The sequence below is a fragment of the Paenibacillus sp. GM1FR genome (genome assembly GCF_002803315.1).
Taxonomy (GTDB): domain Bacteria; phylum Bacillota; class Bacilli; order Paenibacillales; family Paenibacillaceae; genus Paenibacillus; species Paenibacillus amylolyticus.
This window is the reverse complement of the sequence record NZ_MKZL01000011.1, coordinates 611,238-627,305: the sequence shown is the minus strand read 5'-3', so window position 1 is coordinate 627,305 and position 16,068 is coordinate 611,238. Positions and strand designations below refer to the sequence as shown.

Annotated in this window: 21 protein-coding genes and 1 other annotated feature; of the genes, 1 reads left to right on the top strand and 20 read right to left on the bottom strand. The window is 44.7% G+C overall.

Going from position 1 to position 16,068, the window contains the following annotated elements:
• Window positions 1-21 precede the first annotated feature (21 nt).
• From PAEAM_RS08600 to PAEAM_RS08525, 17 genes are all read right to left on the bottom strand, one after another.
• A complete protein-coding gene (locus PAEAM_RS08600; RefSeq protein ID WP_076328301.1) occupies window positions 22-372 on the bottom strand; it encodes a 2Fe-2S iron-sulfur cluster-binding protein in 351 nt (116 codons plus the stop codon).
• A 17-nt stretch (window positions 373-389) separates the two neighbouring features.
• Window positions 390-1,007 carry a hypothetical protein gene (locus tag PAEAM_RS08595; RefSeq protein ID WP_100527221.1) on the bottom strand — a complete coding sequence of 206 codons (618 nt, stop codon included), beginning with the start codon at window positions 1,005-1,007 and terminating at the stop codon, window positions 390-392.
• 83 nt (window positions 1,008-1,090) lie between these two features.
• Window positions 1,091-1,270: a DUF2768 family protein gene (locus PAEAM_RS08590; RefSeq protein ID WP_017687688.1), complete on the bottom strand. Its 180-nt coding sequence runs from the start codon at window positions 1,268-1,270 to the stop codon at window positions 1,091-1,093.
• A 173-nt stretch (window positions 1,271-1,443) separates the two neighbouring features.
• Window positions 1,444-1,719: a stage VI sporulation protein F gene (locus PAEAM_RS08585; RefSeq protein WP_017687687.1), complete on the bottom strand. Its 276-nt coding sequence runs from the start codon at window positions 1,717-1,719 to the stop codon at window positions 1,444-1,446.
• 103 nt (window positions 1,720-1,822) lie between these two features.
• Window positions 1,823-2,863, bottom strand: coding sequence for an NAD(P)H-dependent glycerol-3-phosphate dehydrogenase (locus PAEAM_RS08580; RefSeq protein WP_036607707.1), 1,041 nt, complete (start codon window positions 2,861-2,863; stop codon window positions 1,823-1,825).
• The gene (plsY, locus tag PAEAM_RS08575; protein ID WP_074095653.1) at window positions 2,856-3,479 is read right to left on the bottom strand and encodes a glycerol-3-phosphate 1-O-acyltransferase PlsY; all 624 of its coding nucleotides are present in this window, start codon (window positions 3,477-3,479) and stop codon (window positions 2,856-2,858) included. Before plsY ends, PAEAM_RS08580 begins: the two co-directional genes overlap by 8 nt.
• Window positions 3,480-3,490: 11 nt before the next feature.
• Complete coding sequence (gene der, locus PAEAM_RS08570) at window positions 3,491-4,813, bottom strand: ribosome biogenesis GTPase Der (protein ID WP_017687684.1); 1,323 nt, start codon at window positions 4,811-4,813, stop codon at window positions 3,491-3,493.
• Between the two features lie 185 nt (window positions 4,814-4,998).
• Window positions 4,999-6,213, bottom strand: a complete 1,215-nt coding sequence (gene rpsA / locus PAEAM_RS08565; RefSeq protein WP_036607712.1) for a 30S ribosomal protein S1 — start codon at window positions 6,211-6,213, stop codon at window positions 4,999-5,001.
• Between the two features lie 142 nt (window positions 6,214-6,355).
• Window positions 6,356-6,943, bottom strand: coding sequence for a lysophospholipid acyltransferase family protein (locus tag PAEAM_RS08560; protein WP_036607713.1), 588 nt, complete (start codon window positions 6,941-6,943; stop codon window positions 6,356-6,358).
• Complete coding sequence (gene cmk, locus PAEAM_RS08555; protein ID WP_036607714.1) at window positions 6,940-7,644, bottom strand: (d)CMP kinase; 705 nt, start codon at window positions 7,642-7,644, stop codon at window positions 6,940-6,942. Before cmk ends, PAEAM_RS08560 begins: the two co-directional genes overlap by 4 nt.
• A 103-nt stretch (window positions 7,645-7,747) precedes the next feature.
• Window positions 7,748-7,972 carry a hypothetical protein gene (locus tag PAEAM_RS08550; protein ID WP_100527220.1) on the bottom strand — a complete coding sequence of 75 codons (225 nt, stop codon included), beginning with the start codon at window positions 7,970-7,972 and terminating at the stop codon, window positions 7,748-7,750.
• 63 nt (window positions 7,973-8,035) lie between these two features.
• Window positions 8,036-8,689: a flagellar brake protein gene (locus PAEAM_RS08545; protein WP_017687679.1), complete on the bottom strand. Its 654-nt coding sequence runs from the start codon at window positions 8,687-8,689 to the stop codon at window positions 8,036-8,038.
• A gap of 147 nt (window positions 8,690-8,836) precedes the next feature.
• Window positions 8,837-10,183 (bottom strand): germination protein YpeB, encoded by a 1,347-nt coding sequence (gene ypeB / locus PAEAM_RS08540; RefSeq protein WP_100527219.1) that lies wholly within the window; start codon window positions 10,181-10,183, stop codon window positions 8,837-8,839.
• A 121-nt stretch (window positions 10,184-10,304) separates the two neighbouring features.
• Complete coding sequence (locus PAEAM_RS31750) at window positions 10,305-10,475, bottom strand: hypothetical protein (RefSeq protein WP_164783335.1); 171 nt, start codon at window positions 10,473-10,475, stop codon at window positions 10,305-10,307.
• A gap of 114 nt (window positions 10,476-10,589) precedes the next feature.
• Window positions 10,590-11,285, bottom strand: coding sequence for a glutamic-type intramembrane protease PrsW (gene prsW, locus PAEAM_RS08535; RefSeq protein WP_017687676.1), 696 nt, complete (start codon window positions 11,283-11,285; stop codon window positions 10,590-10,592).
• A gap of 43 nt (window positions 11,286-11,328) precedes the next feature.
• A complete protein-coding gene (locus PAEAM_RS08530; protein WP_017687675.1) occupies window positions 11,329-11,943 on the bottom strand; it encodes a genetic competence negative regulator in 615 nt (204 codons plus the stop codon).
• 187 nt (window positions 11,944-12,130) lie between these two features.
• Window positions 12,131-12,484 carry a hypothetical protein gene (locus PAEAM_RS08525; RefSeq protein WP_036607724.1) on the bottom strand — a complete coding sequence of 118 codons (354 nt, stop codon included), beginning with the start codon at window positions 12,482-12,484 and terminating at the stop codon, window positions 12,131-12,133.
• A gap of 94 nt (window positions 12,485-12,578) precedes the next feature.
• Between PAEAM_RS08525 and PAEAM_RS08520 the strand changes: the two genes are divergently transcribed.
• Window positions 12,579-13,475 carry a polysaccharide deacetylase family protein gene (locus PAEAM_RS08520; protein WP_100527218.1) on the top strand — a complete coding sequence of 299 codons (897 nt, stop codon included), beginning with the start codon at window positions 12,579-12,581 and terminating at the stop codon, window positions 13,473-13,475.
• Window positions 13,476-13,520: 45 nt separating this feature from the next.
• On the opposite strand, the gene PAEAM_RS08515 is transcribed toward PAEAM_RS08520, so the two are convergent.
• From PAEAM_RS08515 to PAEAM_RS08505, 3 genes are read right to left on the bottom strand one after another with little or no spacing between them, the layout of a single operon-like run.
• Complete coding sequence (locus PAEAM_RS08515; protein ID WP_165789862.1) at window positions 13,521-14,294, bottom strand: metallophosphoesterase; 774 nt, start codon at window positions 14,292-14,294, stop codon at window positions 13,521-13,523.
• Window positions 14,295-14,347: 53 nt separating this feature from the next.
• Complete coding sequence (locus PAEAM_RS08510; RefSeq protein ID WP_100527216.1) at window positions 14,348-14,800, bottom strand: hypothetical protein; 453 nt, start codon at window positions 14,798-14,800, stop codon at window positions 14,348-14,350.
• Complete coding sequence (locus PAEAM_RS08505; protein WP_036607728.1) at window positions 14,797-15,390, bottom strand: CPBP family intramembrane glutamic endopeptidase; 594 nt, start codon at window positions 15,388-15,390, stop codon at window positions 14,797-14,799. Before PAEAM_RS08505 ends, PAEAM_RS08510 begins: the two co-directional genes overlap by 4 nt.
• A gap of 335 nt (window positions 15,391-15,725) precedes the next feature.
• Window positions 15,726-15,956 (top strand) — a binding site (T-box leader).
• Window positions 15,957-16,068 lie beyond the last annotated feature (112 nt).

The following is a 16,068-nucleotide window of genomic DNA, read 5'->3' as shown; positions in this document are numbered from 1 at the left end:
AGAGAATCAATTTCATAACGCTCAGAACCAGTCGTCTTCCTGTTGTTGACGTTCCAGTTGTTTCCGAATAGCTGCCTTCAGCGGGTCCTCTGGAACATGAACCGATAGAGATCCACACACCTTGGCCTGACAGGACAGTCGTGTACCTGCTTCCAACAGTGAACCCAGCTTGCGCTTTTCTGCATCTGTTGGTGGATACAGTTCCGCCCGATATTCTTCATCCACATTCACTTTGCACATCAGGCAAGCCGCTTTACCATCACATCGAGTCGTAATCTTGACTCCAGCACGTCGTGCTGCATGCAGAAGTGTTGCCCCTGGTTTGAGCGCTATCGATTTGTTCATAGGTAAAAAAGTAACTTTATAGTCCATCATTTTCCTCCCTCAACCTACTGGGGCCATGTAAAGCCAACAAGCTCTTCCACTTCGGCTCTGAAGCGGTTTGTCCATACATTCTGTTGACTTAAAAGCTTCATTATAGGTTGATGTGCATCTGGCTGCTCGCGCATCTGTGTCGCAATGGGGACATAACGATCTTCACGACCTCGCAGCAGATTAAACAACAGCTCATGCGCAAGCGGCATCAGTCGCAGGGTATATGAACCCACTTGTGCTACTGGTGCATGCGGAGCAAGTACATGTTCAATCTCAATACGGTACCAACTTTTGCGAGCCCATATTTCGAAACCACCCACCAGTTCCAGCGCACATTCACCCACCTGATAGTGGCTCAGCAGAGAAGCATATGGTCCTGTCTTGTCCACTGTAGGCTCGTCAAGCATTTCCCCCGGAGCGCTACGGTGAAGTTCCTTAGCAGCAGCAACATCCGCATAGATATCAATATCTCTCGGAGCCTGTTGCAACTCCACCCCTTGAAGCAGCAACCCACAACTTCCTCCAAGTAACCATGTCTGCGGCTGTGTGTTCCAGGCTTTGGCCGTTTCCAGCAAAGCCGCGTGTAATTCCGGATAACGCTCTGTCCGACCCTCCGTATCATGCGACCTCATAGGCTCACACTCCCCTCATCCGTGTTCATTGTGTCAGTTCTTATGATGTGCTTATGCGGATGTTATCTTTCAGGCATGGGAAATCAGGTCAGAGAAGCGATTCCACCGAAAAAGCCAATCAGCATAATCAAAAATGCAATCAGAGAAAGAATCCCCCGTACAATACCTTTTGTTTTGGCACGAGCAAACGTAATCAGGAATACAGATAGTCCCATAATGAGGATGGCCACCAATGACAGCCACATCTTGTCCATTGCGCTCATAATCCAGCAGTCTCCCCTTCAGTCCGATATTCATCACTGACACTGTGACAATTGCAACCATTATAACACGAAATTCAGCTCAACTTTCCAAAAAAAAGACAAAAAAGCAAGCCGGCAGAAGCCGACTCGTCTTTTTGTCTTACTGGATCACCTGCACAAGCAGGTGTGATCTATTATTTTTTCATCATCATTTTCATTAACGATTCCATACTGCTCGGATTCAATCCGCTTTTCTTGACCGCACTCACAATATCCTTAACCGTATCCTCAGATACCGGAACTTTCGCCATGGCGGATACTTGTTTGATCAATTGGCGCAACTGAGCTTCATTCTGAATCGTCGTTGGTTTCACCGTGCTTGCCAATTTCTTAACGGCACCTTCCGTTATCGTTTTACCCGTTTTCTTATTGATTGCATTCAGTGCATCTTTGGAAATGTTGTTACCCATTCGTCTCCCCTCCTCCGGCAATACTCATGTGTATAGTATGAGTCTGCTACAGAAAAGGTGAATAAGCTTCTTATTTCACAAGGTACGTTTAAGCTGATTACAATCAGGAATGCCACTGCTCCCAGGTTTCAAGCTTCATGACTTCCATTTCAGTCTTCGGGTCACGTCCCATCAAGGCTTCAACCGCATCACGCGGCTGTCTCTCCTGGAATAAAACGTGATATAACTGATCCGCAATTGGCATTTGTACACCGTATTTTTGTGAGATGAAATAGGCAGCTTGCGTAGTTCGAATGCCTTCTACCACCATGCCCATGGACTTCAGAACATCATCCAGCTTCTGTCCCTGGCCCAACATGGAACCTGCTCTCCAGTTCCGACTGTGCTGACTTGTAGCCGTTACAACCAGATCCCCGATTCCGGCAAGTCCCGAAAACGTTAGCGGATTTGCTCCCATCTCAACACCAATACGTGTGATCTCTGCCAGACCGCGTGTTAGCAAAGCGGCTTTGGCATTATCACCAAATTGAAGACCATCCGACATACCTGCACCAAGAGCAATGATATTTTTGAATGCACCCGCCAGCTCAACACCGATCATATCCCGATTCGTGTAAACCCGGAAATAAGCATTCATAAACAAAGCTTGGGCAGACTCGGCAGATGCCTTATCCAGTGAAGCTACAACCACTGTCGTTGGACAACGCTTCACCACTTCTTCCGCATGGCTTGGGCCAGAAAGAACAACCACACGTCCTTCTTCACATTCAAGCTCTTCTGAAATGACTGTGGACATCCGTTTGAGGCTTTCTGTCTCAAAACCTTTGGTTGCATGAATGACTAACATCTCAGGCTTGTAATAAGCCTTAAGCTGATTCGTAACTGCACGCATGGCTGATGAAGGCGCAACAATTAACACAGCTATAGCACCTTCCACCGCAGCTTCCATATCAGTTGTTGCTTGAATCCGTGGTGAAAGCTCCGCATCCGGAAGATAGCGAGTATTAGTGTGCTTGTTATTGATTTCGTTAGCCTGGTCTTCACCACGTGTCCACATCATCACATCCAACTGATTGGCGGCGAGTACACTGGCCAGAGCTGTTCCCCAGCTCCCAGCGACTAGAACAGCAACTTTTTTAGACAACTCGTTTACCCCCTCCAGGGTTTTTCGATCCCAATTTATTTTCCTGTCCTTTGGCGAGCTTCGCAATATTGGTACGATGTCTCCAGAACGCAAACAGACAAATAATCAGACTCCCCCAGAAGATATTCATTGAATATCCGGGTAATACCATGATAAAGATGGGTGTAAATGCTACAAAAATCAGAGACCCCAATGAAACATAGCGTGTCAATACAATAGACAGAATGGCGATCACCCCAGCACATAACGCAGGCAGGAAAGCAAGACTCACCAGAACACCAATGGCTGTGGCAACGCCTTTTCCTCCACGAAAATGGAAGTAAAGCGGCCAGTTATGTCCTGCAATGGCTGCTATACCACTGAGTGCAGGAATCCAGGCAGAACCGTCGCTCAGCCAGATTCCAATCCATACAGCTGCAACACCCTTAAGTACATCAAGCAACAGAACAGCAATTGCCGGTCCTTTACCCAAAATACGCAATGTATTGGTAGCTCCCGCGTTTCCACTTCCGTGCTGACGAATATCGATCCCCCGTATCGCTTTGGCAAGGAGGACACTAAAGCTGATCGAACCGAGCAGATAACTCAGTACAATCGCTGCGATTTGTAAAATCACACACTTCTCCCCTAACTTTCGTCGGACTTCTTCCGAGTAAATATGCGAATTGGTGTTCCTTCGAAGTCAAACGCTGCACGGATTTTATTCTCCAGGTAGCGCTCATATGAGAAGTGCATCAATTCCGGATCGTTCACAAAAACAACCATGGTCGGTGGCTTAACGGCAACCTGAGTCACATAGTTAATTCTCATTCTCCGTCCTTTATCCGTTGGCGGAGGGTTAATTGCAACCGCATCAGACACCACATCGTTAAGTAGATGTGTTTGTACACGTAACGAGTGTTGATCTGCTACCCTTTTCACAACCGGTAACAATTTTTGTAAGCGTTGTTTTGTGAGGGCTGACAAGAATACGACTGGAGCATAAGTCATAAACAGGAAGTGATCCCGAATTTTTCTCTCAAACTCTTTCATCGTTTTGTCATGCTTCTCTACCACGTCCCATTTGTTCACAACAAACAATGACGCTTTACCAGCTTCGAATGCATATCCTGCAATATGCTTGTCCTGTTCAATAATGCCTTCTTCACCATTAATGACAATCAGAACAACATCTGCACGCTCAATCGCACGCATCGCACGCATTACACTGTATTTCTCAGTTGTTTCATATACTTTACCACGCTTACGCATACCTGCTGTATCAATCAGCACGTAACGTTGGCCGTCTTTTTCAAAAGGTGTATCAATTGCATCCCGGGTCGTTCCAGCCACGTCACTTACAATGACACGCTCTTCACCCAGAATAGCGTTCACCAGTGAAGATTTACCCACATTAGGACGTCCGATCAGAGCTACACGAATGACATCTTCATCGTAAGTCTCTTCCTCAAGTTCTGGCAACTTCTCCACTATTGCATCAAGCAAATCACCTACACCTGTACCGTGACTTCCGGATACGCCAATAGGATCACCGAAACCAAATCCATAAAACTCATAAATGAGCTCACTTCGTCCGATATTATCCACTTTGTTAACGGCTACAACAATAGGCTTGCCTGAGCGGTAGAGCATCTCTGCTACCTCTTCATCCGATTGCGTAATACCTGCTTTTGCATCACACATGAATACAATAACATCCGCTTCTTCAATAGCGAGCTCTGCTTGCATCCGAATCGATTTTAAGATTACATCTTCACCATCAATTTCGATACCACCTGTATCAATGATACTAAATGGTTTACCGTTCCATTCACCGATTCCATATATACGGTCACGGGTAATGCCCGGCTTGTCTTCCACAATGGCCAGTCTGTCGCCGATGATCCGATTGAAAATGGTGGATTTACCCACGTTCGGTCGTCCGACAATTGCCACAACGGGTCTTGCCATACATTCCACTCCTCCTGTCCATACTTACGATACTCATCATAGCAAAAAAGATATATCTTGGCTAACGTTTCATGCCAAATTACTCGCAATAAAAACAATCGGCGAACCCGCCTTGGGCTCGCCGATCTTGCTCTTGTTATTCAGCAAAATATGCAGTATATAACTTAGAACCATGCATTGTTAACTTATTTGAATTTGCTGAGTTTGTCTCCAAACAGTTCGCCAAGCGTAGTGCTCATACCTTGATTGTTCAAGGAAACGTTTGGATTGTTGATTTCTTCACGCGGAGCGTTGTTTCTTGAAGGTCTTTCTGATTTTTGTGGTTGAGCTGGAGCTTCTTCTGTTTCTTTGATGCTCAAGCTTACACGTTGCTCAGAAGGGTTCATGTCCAAGATTTTAACTTGAACTTCTTGTCCTTCTTTCAGCACTTCATGAGGAGTGCCGATGTGTTTGTGGGAGATTTGCGAGATATGCACAAGTCCCTCAACACCAGGAGCGATTTCAACAAATGCACCGAAGTCTACCAGACGTTTTACAACACCTGTTACGATATCGCTGGAATTGAATTTTTCGCTTGCTGTTTCCCAAGGACCTGGTTGAACAGCTTTCATGCTCAGGCTGATTTTGCCTTTTTCAGGGTCAACTTTCAGCACTTTCACACTAACTTTATCACCTTCAGACAGTACGTCAGATGGTTTTTCAACGTGTGTCCAAGCCAGCTCGGATACGTGAACCAAACCGTCAACTCCGCCCACATCAACAAATGCACCGAATTGAGTCAAACGTTGTACTGTACCTTCGATCACTTGACCTTCTTGCAAACCAGCCATTACTGTAGCTTTGTTTGCTTCGAATTCTTGCTCCAGTACGTCTTTTTGGGAAAGGATCACTTTGTTGTTCTCACGGTCGATCTCTTTCACTTTAACACGCAGTGTGCGTCCTTTGTAGTCGCTGAAGTCTTCAACGAAATGGCGTTCAACCATGGAAGCCGGGATAAATCCACGTACGCCCACGTCTGCTACCAGACCGCCTTTAACAACATCACCTACAACAACTTCGAATACGTCTTGGTCTTCAAAATGCTTTTGCAATTGATCCCATGCGTTTTCGCTGTCGATTGCACGTTTGGACAGAACGAGTTTTTCTTTCTCGTCGTCGATGCTAAGAACTTTAGCTTCAACTTCTTGTCCAACTTCTACTGCGTCAGACGCGCTGTCAACATGTAATGAAGACAGTTCACGAATTGGAATGACACCGTCATATTTATATCCAATGCTCACATAGGCTTGGTTATCTTCCAATTTGACGATGGTTCCTTTTACGGTATCTCCTTTTTTCAAGGAAACGAATTGATCCAACTCATCTTGGGTTGCTTCTTGATTTTTCATTTCTTCCGACATGTCAAATACCCTCCTCAATTCAAAAACCCCATTATATTCAAACCTGCCTGTAGCAGAGTTCAAAACACTTTCATCACTGAGTGCTCAAACTTTAGTCTCCCTCAAAAATATGGAAACATGCACTCAGCTACCGACGAAGCCATTACTTGCTTGGCACGCCCGTTTGCACCATCTCGTTAATCTTGGACATAATCTTTTCAGTCGCCTTCTCCAGAGCTTCTCCAGATGGGTCTTCCTTGAACTCGTCCAAACTTACTGGTGCTCCATATACAACTTTCATCTTACGAAAAACTTTGTAGTTACCGATAATAGCAGTAGGAATAACTGTAGCGCCACTGCGGAGAGCAAAACTCGCTGCCCCTTTTTTGCCGATACCTCCATCATTGTGACGGCTTCCCGAGGGGAAGATTCCAAGCACTTGACCATCACGCAAAATATTGAGTGAGGTTTTGATGGATTCCTTGCTGACACCTCCACGTTTAACGGGGAAAGCGCCCACGGCTTTAATAATTCGGCCGAGTACCGGAATTTCAAACAATTCGCTTTTGGCCATGAAACGTACCTGACGGCGAAGTTTGATACCAACGGTTGGAGGATCGAAGTTACTAATATGATTGGAACATAAAAGTACGCCGCCTTCTTTCGGAATATTCTCCCGTCCAACGGCCTCCAAGCGGAAAAGAATGGTATAAATGATCCGCAGTAATGTGCTGCAAAATGTGTAAATCATAGACCGATCTCTCCTCTGACCATTGTGCAATAAGATACGATTTTGTCAACCACTTCATGAATGTTCATCTCCGTTGTATCAAGGACAATAGCATCCTCAGCACAACGCAATGGGGAAATTTCCCGATTCTCATCCAATCTGTCACGGGTGGCAATGTCTCGCTCCAGCTGTTGCAACGTCAGTCCTTCAGAGGGGTCCAGTTCTTTGAAGCGGCGAAGCGCACGCTCTTCCACACTGGCAGTCATGAAGATTTTCACTTCCGCATCGGGCAGTACTGTCGTTCCGATATCGCGTCCATCCATGACGACGCCCTTGCGCAAAGCCATTTGCCGCTGAGTATCCACTAATTGCGTACGCAGCCCCTCGATTTGCGCATATCGGGACACGATTCCCGTCACTTCACGGGAGCGGATTTCCGAGGTTACTTCTTCCCCATTACAGAACACTTTCTGTCCGTCGGGATCCGGTTGTAAATCAATGACCAGCTTTTGGGCTTCCTGAAGTACCTGTGTCACATCTTCCGGTGTAATACCTTTCCGAAGCATATGCAAGGTTACCGCACGGTACATTGCGCCTGTGTCGACGTATACATACGCGAGCGCCTCTGCAACCAATCGGGCCACCGTGCTTTTCCCGGCACCGGCAGGTCCGTCAATTGCAACGTTCATTTTCCCGTTCTCTGATGTGTTCTGGCTTGCCAACGGGGCATTCCTCCTCAAACGATAAACCTCAATAAAAAAACAGGCATTGCCTGCATCGTGAAAATTATACCACACTCTACACATGGATGCAAAAACAGACAAATCAACGACGTTTGTAATCATTCATCGTTTGGACTTCAATTGGCGTTCCTTCCAGGCGGTCAATGGTGGTCAAATTCTTTTTGAAGCCTGGTACCAACAGCAGCAATTGATATACTACAAGCAGGATTAGAAGGACTGTAATCAGAGTCGTAACCTTTCGTTCCATTCGCCTGGAGAAAACATAATAAAGTCGTTCATATCTGCGGGTTGCATGACGACGATTCAAGGCAATACCTCCGTTTTTTTCATTACGGTACCCGCAGTTTCTTCTTTTTATGCCACAACATTCCTATTTCGTGCGATAGTCAAGTTGCCGTTCAAAACAAAACTTGATAATTTTCTGGCGCTCCGAATCTGAAATCTGCACAAATTTCAGCATGCATAGCTGTCTGCCGGTTTCCAGGGTTTTGATCCGCACAACTTCAGCTTCAAAATTCACATGTTCGATGGTTGAATTCCGATAGGGAACCAGCAACCAGCATTTCAATTTTTGACCTTCAGCTATTGAAAAACCTGTTTCGCCGTAGATGGACAATCCACCGCCACCAATATCTTCAGTCAATCCGACGGCACGGGTCAGGTCTTCACTCTGGATGGCCAATTCAAGGTTTGCATGAACACGAAGAAAGCTGCGCCGTTGTATTTTGGATATATCGCTCGGAAGCGGTTTGCGGATACGGACAAGACGGACCACATCTTCCTCAAATCCCGTGACATAGGTATTAAAATAATGCCGGACCCCATCCTCCGTAATATATGAAATGGACAATTCCTCTCCGAAAAAGAGCCTTTTCAGACGGCTGCTTCCTTGTTGCATCGGGACCTCAATCAGAAAACTGCTGTCATCCATATCTGCAATGCGTGATTTGTACTCTTTGTGTTCCTCTTTTTCATCTGCAGAAGCAATCTGGATGTATAAAATTTCATTTATTTTCGGAAACAAGCTGTTCACCGCCACTTTATGTATTTATCTTCGTATGTACAAGGACTATTATACCATGACCTTTCTCACATTGAACAAGAAAAAACAGACCACATCGTGGTCTGCCGCAGTTATTCGCTCAACTTCAAATTCAAATTATCCATCTTTTTATGAGGTTGCATTGACCGGTTTGATCTCTTCAACCGCTTCTTCTATTCCTGTATTCGCATTAATGTATATCCGGTAACGAGAACCGTTAATTTTCCCTCCGAATTCATAACACAATACTTCTTTGCTGTAATCATTCTCAATCAGAGATTTGCGAACATAATTTTCTTCGAACTCCGAATTAAGCTTTTTCCGCGCCTGTTGCTCCGTAAGAGTTGCTTTCGGAATTTTGCGCATGTCATTATGTTCGTAAACAAAGTCACTCGCCTGGAAGCCGGTTACTTCGCCTGTATCCAAACCTACACGAACTGACATTTTCTCGGGATAGATCAAGGTGTCCCCTTGCTTACGCACATAAGTAAGGTTACCCAGATTACCATATTCATCATAGTTTACAGCTTTCATATCCTTATAGCCTTTGTTCATTAGAAATTGATCTGCTTTAGCCATGGCATTCTGACGAGACACTTTTTTGGTTCCGATTGGACGCGTATCACTGTAAGAGATCAGCATTCCGCCATTACGGGTGAAATCCATCATCAGTTTGCCATTGTTGGCATGATCAATCGTGGCAGTGTAGGACTCCCAGTCTGTTCCTTTGCCGTTCTCCTGCACTTGGATTTTGCTACGATCCGCATCAGAGAATTTTGCAGCCTTGCTCTGGATCTGTTCTTTGGTCACCGGCAAGCCGCCCAGTTTCTTGACTGATCGTTTGGCATAGATATTGGATACGGAAGGACCCCAATCAAGCTCCGGGTATTCCTGTACCTTTTTGTTCACTGTACGAAAACCATCAACGATCGTGTTGTCCATGGTTTGCTCTTGTGTTGCCATGGCAGTCTCTGCATCCATCCAGCGCAATCGGTCCGTCAGCACTTTCTGCTGCACATCCTGCAGATTCTTGGTAATCTCGGATGAATTCTGATACAGCTTTTTCAGGTTGCCCATTTCCTTTTCACTTAGCGGTTCGTTCGTCAAGTCACGCATCGACGCCCGATAGGCAAAGTTGGAAATACGCGAGAGAAACTCCTCTGTCTCGTTAAATGGCAGCATGGTGAGTGGCAGTTGGTTGATCTCATTCTGCGCTTCACTGGTGAGTCGCCATACATTCATCAAACCTTTGCGATGCATCCCCTGTGATGTAGAGTGAACCGCCAAGGTGTTCCCAATCTCCGAATGCAATTTGTCCATATGAAAAGATAAATCGTGAAATGCACGCTGATATTGATTCTCTGCCTTGATCAGAATTGCATTCTTCTCCTGATTCTCCTGATAGCCCCACACGAGCGCACCGACCAGCAGAACTGCAAATAGCGGAAACATAACTGAACTTAATCGTTTATACATCGGTAGAGTCTCCTTTCTTCTAAACCACTACCTCTATTGTGGATCGAAGAAAGATCTCTTATGCATGCGATTTCCAGTCCTTACACAAGCAGTCTGCTAAAGTAGCGTTTGGGTCCTCCTTTTAATTCAGCTGAATCCCAGTTGCCATGCCCTCTTCTTCAATTTCGAACTGGTCTCTGTTATCACATAGGCACTGCTTGAATCCCGTCTCAATCCGGCCCCGATCTTTCTTGCCTCGTAATGTAAATCGTTCACCGCATTGTTTGCATCTGATTTTAATTTTAATTCTCATCACAACGATCTCCGTTTCTGTCGGTCATTCCCCGGGAGTTTATCTGTAAAAATAAAAACACACCGGAGTCATAGGCGCAATATGCGCTTTATGTCCACCAGTGTGTCCGTATTTTTATAATTTAACCTCTTCCTCCCGCTTCACAAAACGAAAAGGAGAACGGTTATTAGCTCGTGTGATTTTACCCATTGCCCCATACCACAGGCCCGCCATTAGCGGCGCTATAAACCACAACCAATGATTCACCATGGTGTTCATGATGACATCGTACAATGCATGCCAGAAAAAAGGTAACACCAGAGAAAGAACCAGATACCACCGCTTTTTCTTACCACCGATAAACTTGGCTTTACCCATATAATAACCCATGATTACCGCAAACATAGCGTGCCCTGAAACAGGGAGCAGTGCCCGAAGGAACATGGCTGAGACGGATGCATTCCCCGCAAAGGCATACAACACATTCTCAACAGTGGCAAATCCAAGTGAAACAGCGACTGCATATAAGATCCCGTCATACGGCTCATCAAATTCGGTGTGATTATAGATGATATGATAAAGTACGAACCATTTAACGAATTCCTCCACACCACCTGAGATCATAATGGCCTCAAGATAAGGATTATCCCCGAGCCACATCATCATGCCACGCTGAATAATCATCACAGGCAGTACCATCAGAATCCCCATGAGGAAAACCCGCAATACCATATGAAGTGGCTCATAATCATAACGGTCTTTCAGGTAAAAGTATGTTAACAAGGCGAGACCCGGAGCAACTGCTGCCGCTAAGACCGAAAACAAAAGCACCGAAATTCCCTCCTCTGACTAAAGACGCGATTACAACTAGAGATTAATCCTGGCGTTTGAAGTGGGTGCAGATAACATCAATCGCTTGTGCAGGAATAACAACCTTACCATACTCTTCCATGACTGCTGGAGTAACTGAGGAGCCTTCGCCAAATTCAGCAAGCAAGGCAATCAATGCCGCATGTTTGGTGGAATCTACCTCATCTGGCTCCAAATGCAAGAACCACTTGTCTTTATAGGAATAAAGTCTCCCAGCATCCGTAACATGCTGACGCAACATATGTGCAGCTTCAATGAGCACTTCAAAGTCCTTGAATGCATAAACAATGGAATCGCTTTGCTCGAGTGTAACTTCCATTTCATATACTTCTTCAGGAAGATCATCTTCATGACCTAAACCATATTGTTGCGGATCATATTTTCCACGTGTGACAATGACAACCATCCCTTGAGCGGGAAGTGCGAATACTTCGACAGCGAGTGGACCTGTGGCATCAAATCCAAGTTCGGAATAGGCCTGATCCATCATTTCAGTGAACAGTTCATGAACCTTAGGTATTTCCTGCCACATATCTTCTTTTTGTATTCCGCGCTCGCTCAGATCGTCAAAGGTCAGGAAAATCCGTATCTTATCGTGACTTAGTCGTTCTATTTTCATACAGGATCTCCCCTTTATAAGCAAGTCTTATAACAGATTATGAAGCACAAAACAATATGTGCTGAAAATAAATCTATGTAGTTATGTTATCATTTTATACCTCTAAATGCACGAAGTAAAATCGACAAAAAAAGAATCATTCCACAGCAAATCAAGACTGTGGATGATTCTAATTGGAGGTTTTGGTTTATAAACCCGGTACTGTTGTGTTTGTTTGGCTTAAAATTTGCTCAACTTCATGCTTCACATCGGGATTGGTGCGAATAAAATCTTTGAGCATGCTCATATTCGCTTCTTTTTCCTGCGGTGTGATTGCTCTTGCGGTCTTTGCTGCCGGATTTTTGTGGGATTCACCATGTTGATTTTGCTTGCTTGTGAACCCGTCCATACCCGGGAAAGTCATTTCCATCATCTTATGTTTTGCCTGATCCATCATATTTCTTGATGAACCCGATGACATCATGGGCAATTTGCCTTTGGACAGCCATGAACTGGCTGCAACACCAATGACAATGCCCCAAAAAAAGGATGAAGCCTTCATTACACCAACCTCCTTCAAGTGTTAAAATCATATTTAGTGTTTGCGGTAGTGAGCGATCTCATTCCGTATAATTACAGGAAAGCGAGTTGAAATCATGTTTAGACATACCGCCGCATTGATCATTGCTGCAAGTTTGCTGTTGTCAGCTTGTGGGACAGCGGAAGAAAAAACATCTGATAATTCCACACCAGCGGGCGAATCAACTACCACGGTTCAAGAAGAGCAAGGTAACTCTAACCCAACTGAAACAGGAGAACCCGGAACTGGTGTGCCCGAGTCTTCAACGGAAGATTCAACTGTGACAGAAGAAGAACCTGAATCTTCGGAGAAGGTTTCTACAGAAGAGAAAGTGGAAAAGACGTATCATATGAATGAAAATTATTATATTAAACCAAACGATGAAGCGAGCCCAAGCAAAGTGGTCTTGTTAACTTTTGATGATGGACCCAAAGAAGAAAAAATGATTACTTCACTGATCGACACTTTAGATAAACATAACGCTAAAGCGATATTTTTCGTCAATGGATATCGGGTGAAAAGTCATCCGGAATTACTCAAACTCATACATGATCGGGGTCAGATTGTAGGCAATCATGCCTGGGATCATGAGGATCTCAAAAAAATGTCCACCGCTGAGGCGGCAAAACAGGTTACAGATGTCCAAAAAATAGTGAAGGATACCATTGGTGAGGAACCGCAATTCTTCCGTCCACCTTTTGGTTCGGGAAATGATGCACTGAAGGCTGCTGTGAAGAAAAATGGCATGTTATATATGACTTGGTCTAATGGTTCTCTCGATTGGGATAAAAGCACCAAAGACAACCCGGAAAAAGTCATCCAAAATGTACTCGATCAGTTAAATCCCGGAAGCAATATTTTGATGCATGAGTTGCCATGGACGGTTGAAGCATTGGATGAGTTGCTGACCAAGCTCGAAAAGAAAGGTTATTCCTTTGTTGATCCGCGTGCAATTGAATTGGAAGCTCGTTAAATTGTAATTTTGCGCATTAAAATAAAACAGCCTTGATCCAATGGATCAAGGCTGTTTCTCTGTGAGTGCTTTTTCCGCGGGCACTCTTAACGTGATGATATGCATCTCCGCAGGACAACTTAGTCGGAGAGGAAGATGATTTGTACCGTATCCTCTGCTAACAAGCATTTTGCCTTCTTGGTGAATGTCCTCCGGACTTCGCTTCAGGGAGTACCACCCGTTCGATACGGGACGATACGCTTTGCTCAGGAACACAGGTCCGAAAAATGGTAAAACCAATTGTCCGCCATGTGTATGACCGCTTAAAATAAGATCTGCATTTTCTTCCAAGCGAAGGGCCTGCAAAGGATCATGAACGATAGCAATTTTGCAAAAACGGTTACCGATCTGCTGTAGTAATACATCGCCCTGTTTGGAACGATAGTCTATGCCGATCAGGCTCAATCTGTCGTTGCCCCTTTGCAGATATTCTACATTATCCTGCAGGAGCCTAACGTCCGATTCCCGAAGGATTCGCGCAAGTTGAGCGGTACCAGCCCTCTTGTCATGGTTGCCATACACCGTAAATGAAGGAGCAATGTTCGATAAAATTTTCATGTTATGTCTAACTAAAGACCATGAGATTCCTTTTTCCGCAACATCCCCGCCGATGAGAACCCAGTCCACCTTGTTTTTAACGTTTGCCAGATCCTTCTGCTTCAGCTTGCGCTTGTGCGTGTCGGATACATACAAAATCATGGCCCCGTCAAAGGATATTGGCAGATGAGGCACTTCAACCTCTTCTTCAATCATTTGATGAATATGGGCTTCACGCCACATATGAAAAAGTAGTAAAACTCCCATCAAAATGATTAAACCTGCGAGTAAAAGCATTACCACGGCAAGGGAAGGAACGTATTCAGAGCGGGTGCCCCTTCAACCCCCCACCAAACCAAACTAATCGTTAACATGACAAAAATAAAAATGAGTGAATTGACAAACCTCTTGCTCAATTTTAACCGACGTGAAGGATGTAATTCTGTCCGTGTAGGAAGCGAACCCGCTTCGGGGATCGATTCTTCCGTTGAATTTGGCGTTTTTTTGGAGCGTGATGGTGCCCTTTGAGGAAGTACTGGACTTTCCAGTTTTTCTGTATAAGGCTTGGGCTGTGATCTAGGTAAAGAAACGGAAGTAATTGGTGTGATTCCGCCAACCTCAGCAGCTGCTGCCGTTTCAGCAACGATGCTTACTTGAGAAGCCACCTGACGCTCGGATTTCTCTTTTTTATCCGATTGACGATGGCGCTGACTGCCATATGTCTTCATTCTACTTAATGGCTGATTCATGATCCCCTCCGAAAACGTATCGCTAATCCGGACACCAAATCAATTATAAAGTGACATAATATTGGCGCCCATAATGTGCCGGACTGCAAGTAAATCCAACCTAATCCATAACTTGAGACAAACACCCAGCCTGTTGGAATCCAGTGGCGCAAATAACGAATATGGATAACTGCAAATAAAATACTTGTCCAGTAAGGACCGATGGCATGTTGGATGGCTCCACGGAATAATAATTCCTCACACACAGCAACAATGGCTGCTATACATACAATGTGCCAGATCGGACGCCCACGGAACAGCATCTCGTTAATTCCACCGTCATCCATGCTTTCCTGAGGTATAACATACGACAGTACCAAGTCCATAACAAGCATTATTCCTGCAAGACCAAGACCCCACCATATAAATTGGTAATTGTCAGGCCATGCGAGTACATCTAACAAGTTTCGTTTCTGCAATAAGATCCATACAACTCCGATAATCAGTGTCAGACCTTGTGTAAAGTATAGATTGATTAAAAGCAAACGCTCGGTAAGCTGCTGTGGCTCAGCCTTCTGAATCTTGAACTTGGGAAACTTGAATTTTTTCATCGGATGCGTCTGTCCTCTTGAGTTAAATTTGATGGATAACAATTACGTTGTCCAATCGGATAGTATACTAAATGATAGCCAAAAAACCAATTAGGTTCAAGGCCTGCCCCAAGTCCTGGTTAGATGTCCGTGCCATTACTTCATTAAAGCAGTAAAATTCAGTTCACCAAACAGCTTACTTTCCATCTTCTTGTGGTAGGTATATTAACTATTGTATTACTTATGGTGACTCTGTTTATGTGTGAATCTAAAGACATCTGCAAAACATTTTAAAACATTTAAGCCTATTGACATGCTCATGTCAGCCATGATACATTATGAAAAAATTAGTCACGTTAAACACGATGATGGAAAAAAGACGTTGCTTCGTCTTACAGAGAGCCGATGGTAGGTGTGAATCGGTGGCAGGCAAATGGTCTTGAGCGCTCCTGAGTTATTGCATTGAAATTGGAGTAGGTGCAATCGGTTTAGACCCGTTATCCTCTTCGGTCTTCATTGACCGCTAAGACTGTCGTTGCGAAACGGCGGTGAATTAGGGTGGTACCACGACAACTCTCGTCCCTTATTGCGCAAGCAGTATGTGGATTGAGAGTTTTTTGATTTATTTTAAAGGATATCTGTGGGATCACTCTATTTGCTTCACCTTCCCCCTCTGTTGCGACACCGCGTTGTTGGGCG

What these genes read in the sequence shown, in the direction of transcription:
- ypeB (WP_100527219.1), bottom strand. Translation starts at nt 10,183, where the DNA reads ATGTATAAACGATTAAGTTCAGTTATGTTTCCGCTATTTGCAGTTCTG.
- rpsA (WP_036607712.1), bottom strand. Translation starts at nt 6,213, where the DNA reads ATGTCGGAAGAAATGAAAAATCAAGAAGCAACCCAAGATGAGTTGGAT.
- PAEAM_RS08590 (WP_017687688.1), bottom strand. Translation starts at nt 1,270, where the DNA reads ATGAGCGCAATGGACAAGATGTGGCTGTCATTGGTGGCCATCCTCATT.
- PAEAM_RS08525 (WP_036607724.1), bottom strand. Translation starts at nt 12,484, where the DNA reads ATGAAGGCTTCATCCTTTTTTTGGGGCATTGTCATTGGTGTTGCAGCC.
- PAEAM_RS08560 (WP_036607713.1), bottom strand. Translation starts at nt 6,943, where the DNA reads ATGATTTACACATTTTGCAGCACATTACTGCGGATCATTTATACCATT.
- PAEAM_RS08600 (WP_076328301.1), bottom strand. Translation starts at nt 372, where the DNA reads ATGGACTATAAAGTTACTTTTTTACCTATGAACAAATCGATAGCGCTC.
- PAEAM_RS08585 (WP_017687687.1), bottom strand. Translation starts at nt 1,719, where the DNA reads ATGGGTAACAACATTTCCAAAGATGCACTGAATGCAATCAATAAGAAA.
- PAEAM_RS08505 (WP_036607728.1), bottom strand. Translation starts at nt 15,390, where the DNA reads ATGAAAAAATTCAAGTTTCCCAAGTTCAAGATTCAGAAGGCTGAGCCA.
- PAEAM_RS08530 (WP_017687675.1), bottom strand. Translation starts at nt 11,943, where the DNA reads ATGAAAATAGAACGACTAAGTCACGATAAGATACGGATTTTCCTGACC.
- PAEAM_RS08510 (WP_100527216.1), bottom strand. Translation starts at nt 14,800, where the DNA reads ATGAATCAGCCATTAAGTAGAATGAAGACATATGGCAGTCAGCGCCAT.
- PAEAM_RS08520 (WP_100527218.1), top strand. Translation starts at nt 12,579, where the DNA reads ATGTTTAGACATACCGCCGCATTGATCATTGCTGCAAGTTTGCTGTTG.
- der (WP_017687684.1), bottom strand. Translation starts at nt 4,813, where the DNA reads ATGGCAAGACCCGTTGTGGCAATTGTCGGACGACCGAACGTGGGTAAA.
- PAEAM_RS08515 (WP_165789862.1), bottom strand. Translation starts at nt 14,294, where the DNA reads ATGTGGCGTGAAGCCCATATTCATCAAATGATTGAAGAAGAGGTTGAA.
- PAEAM_RS08595 (WP_100527221.1), bottom strand. Translation starts at nt 1,007, where the DNA reads ATGAGGTCGCATGATACGGAGGGTCGGACAGAGCGTTATCCGGAATTA.
- PAEAM_RS31750 (WP_164783335.1), bottom strand. Translation starts at nt 10,475, where the DNA reads ATGAGAATTAAAATTAAAATCAGATGCAAACAATGCGGTGAACGATTT.